This window comes from Pseudomonas sp. p99-361 (genome assembly GCF_003935475.1).
In the GTDB taxonomy this organism is placed as follows: domain Bacteria; phylum Pseudomonadota; class Gammaproteobacteria; order Pseudomonadales; family Pseudomonadaceae; genus Aquipseudomonas; species Aquipseudomonas juntendi.
Window position 1 is genome coordinate 1 of sequence record NZ_RHQO01000012.1, and the last position, 14,308, is coordinate 14,308.

Below are 14,308 nucleotides of genomic sequence, written 5' to 3' on the forward strand. Positions count from 1 at the left end.
TCGCTCTAACAGGCGCTGCATACCTTGTGGCAAACACCTGTCAGCCCTGATGCGATCCCCGTGGGAGCTGGCTTGCCAGCGATAGGGCCCGAACAGGCCATCTTCCCCTCAAATCAAAAGCCCAACAAATTCAAACCCTTGGCTAACCTCAGCGATTCCCGCTAGCATCCGCCCAATCATTTGCGCCAATAATAAGTTCAAACCCGCAGCGCCCAACCATCGAGGCCAGCATGTACATCTATCGTTTGGTCCTGCTTCTGGTCGTGGGGATCTACCTGTTCTCCCCGGCCATCATGGACTGGTGGATCGAACCGACCGGAGCGTGGTACCGCCCGTACCTGCTCTGGCTGATCCTGATCGTCGTCACCTTCATCCTGCAGAGCCAACGAGATGCCGATGAGCTTTAGCCTGACCCAGATGATCCTGATCAGCGCCGGGTACCTCATGGTGCTGTTCGGCGTAGCCTGGGTCAGCGAGCGCGGGCTGATCCCGCGCGCCATCATTCGCCACCCGCTCACCTACACCCTGTCCCTGGGCGTATACGCCAGCGCCTGGGCGTTCTACGGGTCGGTGGGCCTGGCCTATCAGTACGGCTACGGCTTCCTTGCCTGTTACCTGGGGGTGTCCGGTGCATTCCTGCTGGCGCCGGTGCTGCTGTACCCGATCCTGAAGATCACCCGCACTTACCAGCTGTCGTCGCTGGCCGACCTGCTGGCGTTCCGCTTCCGCAGCACCTGGGCCGGCGCGTTGACCACCCTCATCATGCTGATTGGCGTACTGCCGTTGCTGGCGTTGCAGATACAGGCGGTGGCCGACTCGATCAGCATCCTTACCGGTGAGCCGGTCAAGGCCCGGGTGGCCTTCGCGTTCTGTGCGCTGATCATCCTGTTCACCATCTTCTTCGGCTCACGGCATATCGCCACGCGCGAAAAGCATGAAGGGCTGGTGTTCGCCATTGCCTTCGAGTCGGTAATCAAGCTGCTGGCACTGGGCGGCATCGGCCTGTACGCCCTGTATGGCGTGTTTGGCGGCCCGCACGAGCTGGAAGTGTGGCTGCTGCAGAACCAGACCGCCCTGGCTGCCCTGCACACCCCGTTGCAGGAAGGCCCGTGGCGCACCCTGCTGCTGGTGTTCTTCGCCTCGGCCATCGTCATGCCGCACATGTACCACATGGCCTTCACCGAAAACCTCAACCCACGCTCGCTGGTCAGCGCCAGTTGGGGCCTGCCGCTGTTCCTGCTGCTGATGAGCCTGGCCGTGCCGCTGGTACTCTGGGCCGGGCTGCGCCTGGGCGCCAGTACCAACCCCGAATACTTCACCCTGGGCCTGGGCATTGCCGCCAACAACCAGGCACTGGCCCTGCTGGCCTATATAGGCGGCCTGTCGGCGGCCAGTGGCCTGATCATCGTCACCACCCTGGCGCTGTCGGGCATGGCCCTCAACCACCTGGTGCTGCCGCTATACCAGCCACCGGCCGAGGGCAACATCTACCGCTGGCTGAAATGGACCCGCCGCGCACTGATCGTCGCCATCATCACTGCTGGGTTCATGTTCTACCTGACCCAGAACAACCACCAGAGCCTGGCCAACCTGGGCATCGTGGCGTTCGTGGCCACGCTGCAGTTCCTGCCCGGCGTGCTGTCCGTGTTGTACTGGCCGACCGCCAACCGCCGCGGCTTCATCGCCGGACTGCTGGCCGGCACGCTGGTGTGGATGGTGACCATGCTGCTGCCGCTGCTGGGCAATCTGCAAGGCTTCTATATCCCGCTGCTGGACATGATCTACGTGCTGGACGATACCAGCTGGCACATGGCGGCCATCGCCTCGCTGGCGGCCAACGTGCTGCTGTTCACCCTGATTTCGCTGTTCACCAACGCCAGCACCGAAGAGGTCAGCGCCGCAGAAGCCTGCGCGGTGGACAACGTGCGCCGCCCACAGCGCCGCGAACTGCACGCAGCCTCGCCCCAGGAATTCGCGACCCAACTGGCCAAGCCGCTGGGCGCCAAAGCCGCGCAAAAGGAAGTGGAGCAGGCCCTGCGCGACCTTTACCTGCCGTTCGACGAACGCCGGCCATACGCCTTGCGCCGCCTGCGTGACCGCATCGAGGCCAACCTGTCGGGCCTGATGGGCCCGAGCGTGGCCCAGGACATGGTCGAGACCTTCCTGCCGTACAAGTCCGGTAACGAGAACTACGTCACCGAGGACATCCACTTCATTGAAAGCCGCCTGGAAGACTACCACTCGCGCCTGACCGGCCTGGCCGCCGAGCTCGATGCCCTGCGCCGCTACCACCGCCAGACCTTGCAGGAGCTGCCCATGGGCGTCTGCTCGCTGGCCAAGGACCAGGAAATCCTCATGTGGAACAAGGCCATGGAAGAGCTCACCGGGATTGCCGCCAAGCACGTGGTCGGCTCACGCCTGGTGACCATCGCCGAGCCCTGGCGCGGGCTGCTGCAGGGCTTCATCAACGTGCCCGACGAGCACCTGCACAAACAACGCCTGGCTCTGGATGGCCAGCCACGTTGGCTGAACCTGCACAAGGCGGCCATCGATGAACCACTGGCCCCCGGTAACAGCGGCCTGGTACTGCTGGTCGAGGACCTGACCGAAACCCAGGCCCTGGAAGACAAGCTGGTGCATTCCGAGCGCCTGGCCAGCATCGGCCGGCTGGCCGCCGGCGTGGCCCACGAAATCGGCAACCCGATCACCGGCATCGCCTGCCTGGCGCAGAACCTGCGCGAGGAGCGTGAAGGCGACGGCGAAATCACCGAGCTGTCCAGCCAGATCCTCGACCAGACCAAACGCGTGTCACGCATCGTCCAGTCGTTGATGAGTTTTGCCCATGCCGGTGGCAGCCACCAGAACAGCGAGGAACCGGTGTGCCTGGCCGAAGTGGCGCAGGACGCCATTGGTCTGCTGGCGTTGAACCGGCGTAATTTCGAAGTACAGTTCTTCAACCTCTGCGACCCCGACCATTGGGTAGAAGGCGACCCGCAGCGCCTGGCCCAAGTGCTGATCAACCTGCTTTCCAACGCGCGCGACGCCTCGCCGCCCGGCAGCGCAGTGCGCGTGCGCAGCGAGGTGAGCGAGCACACCGTCGACCTGATCGTCGAGGACGAGGGCAGCGGCATCCCGAAGAACATCCAGGACCGTCTGTTCGAGCCGTTCTTCACCACCAAGGACCCCGGCGAGGGAACCGGACTGGGCCTCGCTCTGGTCTATTCCATCGTGGAAGAGCATTATGGGCAAATCACCATCGACAGCCCGGCCGACATCGAACGGCAACGTGGCACCCGGATCCGCGTGACCCTGCCCCGGCATGTCGTAGCGACGTCCCCTGAAATTCGAGACCGTCGAGAGAATTGAATCAATGCCGCACATTCTGATCGTCGAAGACGAAACCATCATCCGCTCGGCCTTGCGTCGTCTGCTCGAGCGGAACCAGTACCAGGTCAGCGAAGCCGGCTCGGTGCAGGAAGCCCAGGAACGCTTCAGCATTGCCACTTTCGACCTGATCGTCAGTGACCTGCGCCTGCCAGGTGCACCCGGCACCGAGCTGATCAAGCTCGGCCAAGGCACCCCGGTGCTGATCATGACCAGCTACGCCAGCCTGCGCTCAGCCGTGGACTCGATGAAGATGGGCGCGGTGGACTACATCGCCAAGCCCTTCGATCACGACGAAATGCTGCAAGCGGTGGCCCGCATCCTGCGCGACCGGCAGAACGCCCCGGCTGCAGCACCGGCTGCCGAGCCCCGCGCCACCACCGGCAAGGCAGCCCCTGCCGACAAAGCGGCCCCGGCAGCGGCCAATGGCGACATCGGTATCATCGGCTCGTGCCCGCCCATGCAGGACATGTACAGCAAGATCCGCAAGGTGGCCCCTACCGATTCCAATGTGCTGATCCAGGGCGAATCGGGTACCGGTAAAGAGCTGGTGGCGCGCGCCCTGCACAACCTGTCGCGGCGCGCCAAGGCGCCGATGATTTCGGTGAACTGCGCGGCCATCCCCGAAACCCTGATCGAGTCCGAACTGTTCGGCCACGAAAAAGGCGCGTTCACCGGCGCCAGTGCCGGCCGTGCGGGCCTGGTGGAGGCTGCAGACGGTGGTACGTTGTTCCTCGATGAAATCGGGGAACTGCCCCTGGAAGCCCAAGCCCGCCTGCTGCGCGTGCTGCAGGAAGGGGAAATTCGCCGGGTCGGTTCGGTGCAGTCGCAAAAGGTCGATGTGCGCCTGATCGCCGCGACCCACCGCGACCTGAAGAACCTGGCCAAGGCCGGCCAGTTCCGCGAAGACTTGTACTACCGCCTGCACGTGATCGCCCTGAAGCTGCCCGCGCTGCGCGAGCGCGGCAGCGACGTCAATGAAATCGCCAGTGCCTTCCTGGCTCGCCAGAGTGCGCGCATCGGCCGTGATGACCTGCACTTCTCTGCCGAAGCCGAACAGGCCATTCGTCACTACAGCTGGCCGGGCAACGTACGTGAGCTGGAAAACGCCGTGGAGCGCGCGGTCATTCTCAGCGAAAGCGCAGAAATTTCTGCCGACCTGCTGGGTATCGACATCGAGCTGAGCGACCTGGAAGAAGACGATATTCTCGACAACGCCCTGGCGGTGGCCAGCGCGGCCAATGCCAGCCACGAGCCGACCGAGGACTTGTCCCTGGAAGACTACTTCCAGCACTTCGTGCTCGAGCACCAGGACCACATGACCGAGACCGAACTGGCCCGCAAGCTCGGCGTCAGCCGCAAATGCCTGTGGGAACGCCGCCAACGCCTGGGCATTCCGCGGCGCAAGAGCAACGCCACCAGCGATAACTGACCTGCCTGGGTGGGAGGTTCCTCCTGCCCCTTCTCTACCAGCCTCACCGGCCTGTTCGCGGGCTTGCCCGCTCCCACAAGCACAGCGCAACCTGGCAGCCACGGTGATCCTGTGGGAGCGGGCAAGCCTGCGAAACGGCCAGCCACCACACCCCAGGTAACACATCTGCTGCCGCAAAAATCTGTTACCCACCCTCTGCGCCGTAACAGTCACCGAGGCGTACGGTAACGAAATTTCCACATTTCGGGCTTGCCACAAACCTGCAGAATCCACCAACCCCTTGATTTTACTGGCTTTTCAAAAGTTGGCACGGCACCTGCTATATCTCTGGTACAAGAACAATAACAAGCACTGCAACTCATAATAAGAACAAGACGAAACGGCTCACGCACAATAAAAACAAGACGGCGGAGGCGCAGCTAACTGATTCTTTTGGAGAGGATGCGTGTTTGGGGCTTGCCCCACGACCAGGCAGAGAACAACAAAAACTGCACTAAAAAGCAGCGCCTGAACTGGTTGGATCAACAGATCAACGTGACATCAGCGGCCAAAGCAATCCGTTTGCTCTTTACCCCCGGTTTGGGGGTCGTCCACAAGCTTCAGGCTTTGTGGGCAGGGCACTCAACAAAAACAAAAAGCCCGGCAAAAAATAATAAGAGCACGCAACGACACTTCTTGGGGAGCTTAGGCTCCCCTTGTCGTTTCTGCGATTCCCGCAGGCTTCCTGCTACCCGCCTACACCATTCCCTGAGTAAATGCTAGAATCCCCGCCCATCATGCGGCCATTCTCCTATTCTTGGCCGAACATTCCTTCAAACAGTGCATCCCATGCTGAAGAAGCTGTTCCAGTCGTTCCGCCCGCCCGTACCGGGCCAGCACCACAGGCGCACCACGCCTGAGGTGATCAACAAGAGCCAGCACTCGTTGCAGCGCCACCAGTTCAGCCGCCACGCGGTGAACATTGTCGAGCGCTTGCAGGCTGCCGGTTACCAGGCCTACCTGGTCGGTGGCTGCGTCCGCGACCTGATGCTGGGCATTACGCCGAAAGACTTCGACGTAGCCACCAGCGCTACCCCTGAACAGGTCCGTGCCGAGTTCCGTAATGCGCGCATCATTGGCCGCCGCTTCAAGCTGGTCCATGTGCATTTCGGCCGTGAAATCATCGAGGTCGCTACCTTCCGTGCCCCGCATACGGAAGATGACCAGAATGACAGCCACCGTTCGTCGCATAACGCCAGTGGTCGCATCCTGCGTGACAACGTATACGGCACCCTGGAAGAAGACGCGCAGCGCCGCGACTTCACCATCAACGCCCTGTACTACGACCCGGTCAGCGAGCGCATTCTCGATTACGCCAACGGCGTACACGATGTTCGCAACCGCCTGCTGCGGCTGATCGGCGACCCGACGCACCGCTACCAGGAAGACCCCGTGCGCATGCTGCGCGCAGTGCGCTTCGCGGCCAAGCTGGACTTCGGTATCGAGAAGCACACCTTCAAGCCGATCCGCGAACTGGCCCCACTGCTGCGCGAAATCCCGCCAGCGCGCCTGTTCGAAGAGAGCCTGAAGCTGTTCCTGTCGGGCCAAGGTGCCATCGCCTTTGAAATGCTGGTCGACCTGGAGCTGTTCGAGCCGCTGTTCCCGGCCAGTGCGCACGCGCTGGAAGAGCGCCCGACCTATACCCACACGCTCATCAGCCAGGCACTGAACAACACCGACCTACGGGTGAAGCAGGGCAAACCGGTAACGCCGGCGTTCCTGTTCGCCGCGCTGCTGTGGCCTGCCCTGCCAGCCCGCGTGCTGCATTTGCAGAGCCAGGGCGTACCCCCGATTCCGGCCATGAATGGCGCAGCCCACGACCTGATCGCCGAGCAATGCGCCCGCATCGCCATCCCCAAGCGCTTCACCCTGCCAATCCGGGAAATCTGGGACATGCAGGAGCGCCTGCCACGCCGCAGCGGCAAGCGCGCCGACATGCTGCTGGACAACCCGCGCTTCCGTGCCGGTTACGATTTCCTGCTGCTGCGTGAAAGCGCGGGCGAAGAAACCGACGACCTGGGGCAATGGTGGACCGATTACCAGGACGCCAACGACAGCGAGCGCCGCGAGATGATCCGCGACCTGGGCAACCGTGACGAAGGCAGCACTGCCGGCCCGCGTAAACGCAAGCGCAGCGGCAGCAAACGCAAGCGCGCTGGCGACGAGGCATTCGAGTGACGACGCGCGCCTACGTCGGCCTGGGCAGCAACCTGGCTGCACCGGCCGAGCAGTTGCGCAGCGCGTTGCAGGCGCTGGACCAGGTCGCGGCCACGCGCCTGGTAGCCGCCTCTGCCTTTTACACCAGCGATTCGCTGTTGCCCGGGCAGCCACGCTATACTAACGCCGTCGCGGCGCTGGATACCCAGCTGGCACCGCTGGCCTTGCTCGATGCCCTGCAAGCCATCGAGAACGACCAAGGCCGGGTGCGCGCGGAGCGCTGGGGCCCACGCACGCTGGACCTGGACATCCTGCTGTTCGGCGACCAGGTGCTCGACGAGCCCCGCTTGAAGGTGCCGCATTACCATATGCATGCCCGCCCCTTCGTACTGTACCCGCTGGCCGAGCTGGTACCGGGCGACTTCCGCCTGGCCGATGGCCGCGCCCTTGCGCAGCTGCTTGAGGCTTGCCCATTCATCGGCCTGGAGCGCTTGTAAACCGGGTGCTCCAGCCCGTTGCACCGGCCCGGTAACGCCAGTAACACCCTGATCGTAACAATGCGGTAACAGGGTGATTGACTTCCCCCACCTCGCTCACGACTATAGGCGTCCCGTGTGGCAACTGACTGCCGCATACCCGTATTTAGGCCCGGACGGACCTGTGCCCGAACATCACGCGCGATGATGTGCCGCTCCGGAAGATGACTACACGCGTTGAATGCAGTCGTTTTTTACAGCGCCTGAACGAGGAATTTCCTACATGCCTGAAGTAACCCTGACCACCCTGCATGGCCTCAAGGCCAAGGGTGAAAAAATCACCATGCTGACCTGCTACGACGCGACCTTCGCCAAAGTCGCCAGCCAGGCCGGTGTTGAAGTGTTGCTGGTGGGCGACTCGCTGGGGATGGTCCTGCAGGGCCACGACAGTACCTTGCCGGTCACCACGGCCGACATGGCCTACCATACCGCCAGCGTCAAACGTGGCAATGACGGCGCGCTGATCCTGGTAGACCTGCCATTCATGGCCCACGCCACCCCGGAACAGGCGTTTGCCAACAGCGCCACGCTGATGCAGGCAGGCGCCCACATGATCAAGATCGAAGGTGCCGCCTGGCTGGCAGAAACCATTCGCCTGCTGGCTGAGCGTGGCGTACCGGTGTGTGCGCACCTGGGCCTGACCCCGCAGACCGTCAACGTACTGGGCGGCTATAAAGTGCAAGGCCGCCAGGAAGCCCAGGCCCGGCAGATGCGCGCTGATGCCATTGCCCTGGAACAGGCCGGTGCAGCCATGCTGCTGCTGGAGTGCGTACCCAGTGAACTGGCCGCGGAAATCACCAACTCGGTCGGTATTCCGGTGATCGGCATCGGCGCCGGCAGTGCCACCGATGGCCAGGTGCTGGTGCTGCACGACATGCTTGGCCTGTCGCTGAGCGGCCGGGTGCCCAAGTTCGTGAAGAACTTCATGCAGGGCCAACCGGATATCCACAGCGCCCTCGTCGCTTACGTCGAGGCCGTCAAGCAAGTCAGTTTCCCAGGCAGCGAACACGGGTTCAGTGCATGAATACAGTCAAGACCGTCCGCGAACTGCGCGCAGCAGTAGCCCGTGCCCGCGGTGAGGGCAAGCGCATCGGTTTCGTGCCGACCATGGGCAACCTGCACAGCGGCCACGCGGCCCTGGTCACCAAGGCCGCGCAGCGTGCCGATTTCGTGGTCGCCAGCATCTTCGTCAACCCGCTGCAGTTCGGTGCCAACGAAGACCTGGACAGCTACCCGCGTACCTTGGCCGCCGACCAGGAGCGCCTGCTGCAAGCCGGCTGCAACCTTTTGTTCGCACCCAGCGTGGCAGAGATGTACCCCGACGGCATGAGCGTGCAAACCCGGGTCAGTGTTCCCCAGCTTTCCGAAGGCTTGTGCGGCGCCAGCCGGCCAGGGCATTTCGAAGGTGTGGCCACCGTGGTCACCAAGCTGTTCAACATGGTCCAGCCAGACCTCGCGGTGTTCGGTGAAAAGGACTTCCAGCAACTGGCAGTGATCCGCGCCATGGTCCGCGACCTGAACATGCCGATCCAGATCATTGGCGAGCCTACCGTGCGGGCCGACGATGGCCTGGCGCTGTCGTCGCGTAATGGTTACCTCACGCCCGAGCAGCGGGCCACCGCGCCTGCGCTGTACCGCACGCTGCAGCATATCGCTTCGGCCATTGGCCGCGGGCAGCGGGACTTTGCCGCGCTGGTTGCCGAAGGGCAGGCGCAGCTGGTTGCCGCGGGTTTGCGTCCAGATTACCTGGAAGTGCGCCATGCCGTGAGCCTGCGCCCGGCGGTGATCGATGATCGCGACCTTGTGGTGATTGCGGCGGCTTACCTGGGTAACACCCGGTTGATCGACAATCTGTACCTGCATGTGGAAGAGAAAACCGCATAAAGGCCTTGGGGGCTGCTTTGCAGCCCCCTCAAAATCCCCGTCCCACAGCCATTCCCAGCGCGTGACCTTTGCCTATAATGATGCAGCCTGAACCCGGCAATGACTGCCGTGTCAAAGGCCTCACCACGCATTAAGGGAACCCCGCGCAATGGCGTATTACCGTACACCCCACGATGTGACGGCGCTGCCCGCCTGGCAGGCGCTTCAGCAACACCGCGACGCCATGCAGAGCTTCAGCATGCGCGACGCCTTCGCCGCCGATGCCCAACGCTTCGACCAGTTTTCCCTTAGCGCTTGCGGCCTGTTCCTCGACTACTCGAAAAACCTGATCACCGAGCAAACCCGCGATCTGTTGGTCAACCTGGCCAACGAAGTGGGCCTGCAGGACGCTATCAAGTCGATGTTCAGTGGCGAAATCATCAACACCTCCGAAGGCCGCCCGGTGCTGCACACCGCATTGCGCCGGCCGGTTGGCGACAAACTCAGCGTCAACGGCGTGAACGTCATGCCGGAAGTGCACAAGGTACTCAACCAGATCACCGAACTGGTTGGCCGCATCCATGACGGCCTGTGGCGTGGCTACAGCGAAAAGCCGATCACCGACGTGGTCAACATCGGCATCGGTGGCTCGTTCCTCGGCCCGGAGCTGGTTTCCGAAGCCCTGCTGCCCTACGCGCAGCGCGGTGTACGCTGCCACTACCTGGCCAACATCGACGGCAGCGAGTTCCACGAACTGTCGGCCAAGCTGCGCGCCGAAACGACCCTGTTCATTGTTTCGTCGAAGTCGTTCAACACCCTCGAAACCCTGAAAAATGCCATGGCCGCGCGTACCTGGTACCTGGCCCAGGGCGGTTCGGAGGCCGAGCTGTACCGCCACTTCATTGCGGTTTCCAGCAACAAGGCTGCCGCGGTGGCCTTCGGTATCCGCGAAGAGAACATCTTCCCGATGTGGGACTGGGTGGGGGGGCGCTACTCGCTGTGGTCGGCCATCGGCCTGCCGATCGCCCTGGCCATCGGCATGGCCAACTTCAAGGAGCTGTTGTCCGGCGCCTACACCATGGACCAGCATTTCCAGACCGCGCCGTTCGACAAGAACATGCCGGTACTGCTGGCCCTGCTGGGCGTGTGGTACGGCAACTTCTGGGGCGCCAGCAGCCATGCGATCCTGCCGTACGACCATTACCTGCGCAACATCACCAAGCACCTGCAGCAATTGGACATGGAGTCCAACGGCAAGAGCGTGCTGCAGGACGGCACCCCGGTCAAAACCGAAACCGGCCCGGTAATCTGGGGTGGCGTCGGCTGTAATGGCCAGCACGCCTACCATCAGTTGCTGCACCAAGGCACCCAGCTGATTCCGGCCGACTTCATCGTACCGGTCGTGAGCTTCAACCCGGTCGCCGACCATCACCAGTGGCTGTACGCCAACTGCCTGTCGCAAAGCCAGGCCCTGATGCTGGGTAAAACCCGCGAAGAAGCTGAAGCCGAACTGCGTGGCAAAGGGCTGAACGAAGCAGACATCGAAAAGCTGGCCCCGCACAAGGTGATCCCGGGCAACCGCCCGAGCAACACCCTGGTGGTAGAGCGCATCAGCCCACGCCGTTTGGGGGCGCTGGTGGCCATGTATGAACACAAGGTGTTCGTGCAAAGCGTGGTCTGGGGCATCAACGCCTTCGACCAGTGGGGCGTCGAGTTGGGCAAGGAGCTGGGCAAGGGTGTGTACCAGCGCCTAGTCGGTAGCCTGGACGACAGCGCCGAAGATGGTTCCACCCAAGGCCTGATCAACTACTTCCGCGGCCGTCATCGCGGGTGATCTCAGGCCTGTGCCGGCCGCTTCGCGGGCACGCCCGCTCCCACAGCGATAGCGCCGCCCGCGAGTGGGGCGTGGTACCTGTGGGAGCGGGCATGCCCGCGAAGAGGCCGGCACAGTTTGAACACCTCTCCCAGCTACACTGTCCTATCGAATAGCCGTTGCAGTCCCTCGCCCCTTACAAGAGCAGGACCACCGCCATGTTCGATATCCGCAACTATCCCCAGGCCCTGGCCGTCAGCCAGTCCGCCGCCCTCACACCTGACGACTACCAGCGCCTTTACCGCCAGTCGGTAGAAGACCCCGACGCCTTTTGGGCCGAGCAAGCCAAGCGCCTGGACTGGATCAAGCCGTGGTCAAGCGTGCAGCAGTGCGACCTGCGCTCCGGCGAGGCCCGCTGGTTCGACGGCGCACAGCTCAACGTCAGTTACAACTGCATCGACCGCCACCTGGCCCAGCGCGCTGAGCAGACGGCCTTGCTGTGGGAAGGCGACGACCCGAAAGATGCCAAAGCCATCAGCTACCGCGAACTGCACCGCGAAGTCTGCCGCCTGGCCAACGCCCTGAAGGCGCGCGGGGTGAAGAAAGGCGACCGCGTGTGCATCTACATGCCGATGATCCCCGAAGCAGCGTTCGCCATGCTGGCCTGCACCCGCATCGGCGCTATCCATTCGGTGGTGTTCGGTGGCTTCTCGCCGGACGCCCTGCGTGATCGTCTTCTCGATGCCGACTGCCGTACGGTGATTACCGCCGATGAAGGCGTGCGCGGCGGCAAGCGTATCCCGTTGAAGCAGAACGTCGACAAAGCCCTGGCCAGTTGCCCGGCCGTCAGCAGCGTCTTCGTGGTACGCCGTACCGCAGGCGCGGTGGACTGGGCCGCGGGCCGCGACCTCTGGTACCACGAGGCTACCGAACACGCCGGCGACGACTGCACCCCCGAGCCCATGGCAGCCGAAGACCCGCTGTTCATCCTCTACACCTCTGGCAGCACCGGCAAACCCAAGGGCGTGCTGCACACCACCGCCGGCTACCTGTTGCAGGCAACCCTGACCTTCAAGGTGGTGTTCGATTACCGCGACGGCGAAGTGTTCTGGTGCACCGCGGATGTGGGCTGGGTGACCGGGCACAGCTACATCGTCTACGGCCCATTGGCCAACGGCGCCATCTCGCTGATGTTCGAAGGGGTACCGAACTACCCAGACACCTCGCGCTTCTGGCAGGTGGTGGACAAGCACCAGGTCAATATTTTCTACACCGCGCCGACCGCGCTGCGGGCACTGATGCGCGAGGGCTCTGGGCCACTGCAGGGCACCTCGCGCAAAAGCCTGCGCCTGCTGGGCAGTGTCGGCGAGCCGATCAACCCGGAAGCCTGGGAGTGGTACTTCGAAGCGGTCGGGCAAAAGCGCTGCCCCATCGTCGACACCTGGTGGCAGACCGAAACCGGCGGCATCATGTTGACCCCCCTGCCCGGCTCGACCACGTTCAAACCGGGCTGTGCCACCCAGCCCATGTTCGGCGTACAGCCCGCCCTGCTGGATGAAAAGGGCGAGGTGATAGACGGGCCGGGTGCCGGCCTGCTGGTGATCAAGGCCAGCTGGCCCGGGCAGATCCGCAGTGTCTATGGCGACCACCAGCGCATGGTCGACACGTATTTCAAACCCATGCCCGGTTACTACTTCACCGGCGATGGCGCCCGCCGCGACGCCGACGGCGACTACTGGATCACCGGGCGTATTGACGATGTGATCAATGTGTCAGGGCACCGTATCGGCACGGCCGAAGTGGAAAGTGCACTGGTATTGCATGATCGCGTCGCCGAAGCCGCCGTGGTCGGCTACCCGCATGACCTCAAGGGCCAGGGCGTGTACGCCTTCGTCACGGCCATGAATGGCGTTACACCGGACGAAGCGCTCAAGGCCGAGCTACTCGCCATGGTCAGCAAGGAAATCGGCAGTTTCGCCAAGCCCGAGCTGATCCAGTGGGCCCCGGCACTGCCCAAGACCCGCTCCGGCAAGATCATGCGGCGTATACTGCGCAAGATCGCCTGCAACGAACTGGACAACCTGGGCGATACTTCGACGCTGGCCGACCCCGCCGTGGTGCAGGACCTGATCGACAAACGCCTCAACCAGTAACCGGCGGCCGCTGCTGATGGCCGCCCTGTATTGCAGGTCGCCATGGAAGCCCTACGCCGCCGTATCGAAACCCAGGTCATGAGCCTTACCGGGCTGGCCCTCGGCCAGCTCGACCTGGAGTCCCCCAAGGGTGACCCAGGGCTGTTCGGCCCGCACAGTGTCAGTTGGCAGGTGCATGGCGACTTTCCGAGCATGCTGGTCGGCGGCATCAGCGCACTGATGCTGCAGCTATTGCATCCGCTGGCCCTGGCCGGCGTGTGGGACCACTCCAACTTCCGCGAGGACTTGCTCGGCCGCCTGCGGCGCACCAGCCAGTTCATCTCCGGTACAACCTTCGGCGCGACCGGTGATGCCGAGTGGCTGATCGAGAAAGTGCGCACCATCCACCTGCAAGTGACCGGCACCGCGCCGGATGGCCGGCCCTACGCGGCCAGCGACCCAGCCTTGCTGACCTGGGTGCATGTGGCAGAGGTCAGCAGCTTTCTGGCCGCCCACTTGCGCTACCGTAACCCGCACATGCCGCGCGGCGAGCAAGATGCCTACTACAACGAAATCGCCTTGATCGCCGAGCGCCTTGGCGCCCGTGACGTACCACGCTCGTGCCAGCAGGTGGACGCCTACCTGCAAGCCATGCGGCCGCAACTGCACTGTGATGCGCGCAGCCACGAGGTCATGCGGATTCTGCTCGACGCCCCTGCCCCCAGCCGCCTGGCTCAACCGGTGGGCAAACTGATGCTGCATGCCGGCATCGACCTGCTGCCTGGCTGGGGCCAGAGCCTGCTTGGCCTGCAGCACCGGCCCTGGCAGCAGCGCCTGATCCGCCTGGGCCTCAAGCCCACGGCAGCGCTGCTGCGCTGGGCAATGCGCGACGGCTCCGCGCACCGCGCCAGGCGGCGCATGGGCATCGAGTGAGGGCAACAGGTCGCGCCTG

At 63.5% G+C, this 14,308-nt stretch carries 10 protein-coding genes; all 10 read left to right on the forward strand.

The genetic code is table 11. The features are described from left to right. The first annotated feature begins 230 nt into the window (after positions 1-230). The 10 genes from EGJ22_RS07725 to EGJ22_RS07770 all read left to right on the forward strand — a co-directional run bounded on the left by EGJ22_RS07725 (position 231) and on the right by EGJ22_RS07770 (position 14,289). Positions 231-407 carry a hypothetical protein gene (locus EGJ22_RS07725; RefSeq protein ID WP_003250005.1) on the forward strand — a complete coding sequence of 59 codons (177 nt, stop codon included), beginning with the start codon at positions 231-233 and terminating at the stop codon, positions 405-407. Next, positions 391-3,366, forward strand: coding sequence for a sensor histidine kinase (locus EGJ22_RS07730; RefSeq protein WP_029886588.1), 2,976 nt, complete (start codon positions 391-393; stop codon positions 3,364-3,366). Before EGJ22_RS07725 ends, EGJ22_RS07730 begins: the two co-directional genes overlap by 17 nt. 4 nt (positions 3,367-3,370) lie before the next feature. Beyond that, complete coding sequence (locus tag EGJ22_RS07735) at positions 3,371-4,816, forward strand: sigma-54 dependent transcriptional regulator (protein WP_029886587.1); 1,446 nt, start codon at positions 3,371-3,373, stop codon at positions 4,814-4,816. A gap of 828 nt (positions 4,817-5,644) precedes the next feature. Further along, positions 5,645-7,033, forward strand: coding sequence for a polynucleotide adenylyltransferase PcnB (locus EGJ22_RS07740; protein ID WP_009685365.1), 1,389 nt, complete (start codon positions 5,645-5,647; stop codon positions 7,031-7,033). Then, complete coding sequence (folK, locus tag EGJ22_RS07745; RefSeq protein ID WP_009685364.1) at positions 7,030-7,509, forward strand: 2-amino-4-hydroxy-6-hydroxymethyldihydropteridine diphosphokinase; 480 nt, start codon at positions 7,030-7,032, stop codon at positions 7,507-7,509. Before EGJ22_RS07740 ends, folK begins: the two co-directional genes overlap by 4 nt. Before the next feature lie 262 nt (positions 7,510-7,771). Continuing rightward, positions 7,772-8,572, forward strand: coding sequence for a 3-methyl-2-oxobutanoate hydroxymethyltransferase (gene panB, locus EGJ22_RS07750; protein WP_029886585.1), 801 nt, complete (start codon positions 7,772-7,774; stop codon positions 8,570-8,572). Further along, on the forward strand, positions 8,569-9,432 hold the full coding sequence (gene panC, locus EGJ22_RS07755) for a pantoate--beta-alanine ligase (protein ID WP_029886584.1): 864 nt from the start codon (positions 8,569-8,571) through the stop codon (positions 9,430-9,432). Before panB ends, panC begins: the two co-directional genes overlap by 4 nt. A 148-nt stretch (positions 9,433-9,580) precedes the next feature. Next, a complete protein-coding gene (pgi, locus tag EGJ22_RS07760) occupies positions 9,581-11,245 on the forward strand; it encodes a glucose-6-phosphate isomerase (RefSeq protein ID WP_009685361.1) in 1,665 nt (554 codons plus the stop codon). 197 nt (positions 11,246-11,442) lie between these two features. After that, positions 11,443-13,377, forward strand: a complete 1,935-nt coding sequence (gene acs, locus EGJ22_RS07765) for an acetate--CoA ligase (protein ID WP_029886583.1) — start codon at positions 11,443-11,445, stop codon at positions 13,375-13,377. Between the two features lie 42 nt (positions 13,378-13,419). Beyond that, positions 13,420-14,289: an oxygenase MpaB family protein gene (locus EGJ22_RS07770; protein ID WP_029886582.1), complete on the forward strand. Its 870-nt coding sequence runs from the start codon at positions 13,420-13,422 to the stop codon at positions 14,287-14,289. Positions 14,290-14,308 lie beyond the last annotated feature (19 nt).

Coding starts and splice junctions, on each gene's coding strand:
- pgi (WP_009685361.1), top strand. CDS start 9,581: ATGGCGTATTACCGTACACCCCACGATGTGACGGCGCTGCCCGCCTGG.
- EGJ22_RS07725 (WP_003250005.1), top strand. CDS start 231: ATGTACATCTATCGTTTGGTCCTGCTTCTGGTCGTGGGGATCTACCTG.
- acs (WP_029886583.1), top strand. CDS start 11,443: ATGTTCGATATCCGCAACTATCCCCAGGCCCTGGCCGTCAGCCAGTCC.
- EGJ22_RS07740 (WP_009685365.1), top strand. CDS start 5,645: ATGCTGAAGAAGCTGTTCCAGTCGTTCCGCCCGCCCGTACCGGGCCAG.
- EGJ22_RS07735 (WP_029886587.1), top strand. CDS start 3,371: ATGCCGCACATTCTGATCGTCGAAGACGAAACCATCATCCGCTCGGCC.
- EGJ22_RS07730 (WP_029886588.1), top strand. CDS start 391: ATGCCGATGAGCTTTAGCCTGACCCAGATGATCCTGATCAGCGCCGGG.
- panC (WP_029886584.1), top strand. CDS start 8,569: ATGAATACAGTCAAGACCGTCCGCGAACTGCGCGCAGCAGTAGCCCGT.
- panB (WP_029886585.1), top strand. CDS start 7,772: ATGCCTGAAGTAACCCTGACCACCCTGCATGGCCTCAAGGCCAAGGGT.
- EGJ22_RS07770 (WP_029886582.1), top strand. CDS start 13,420: ATGGAAGCCCTACGCCGCCGTATCGAAACCCAGGTCATGAGCCTTACC.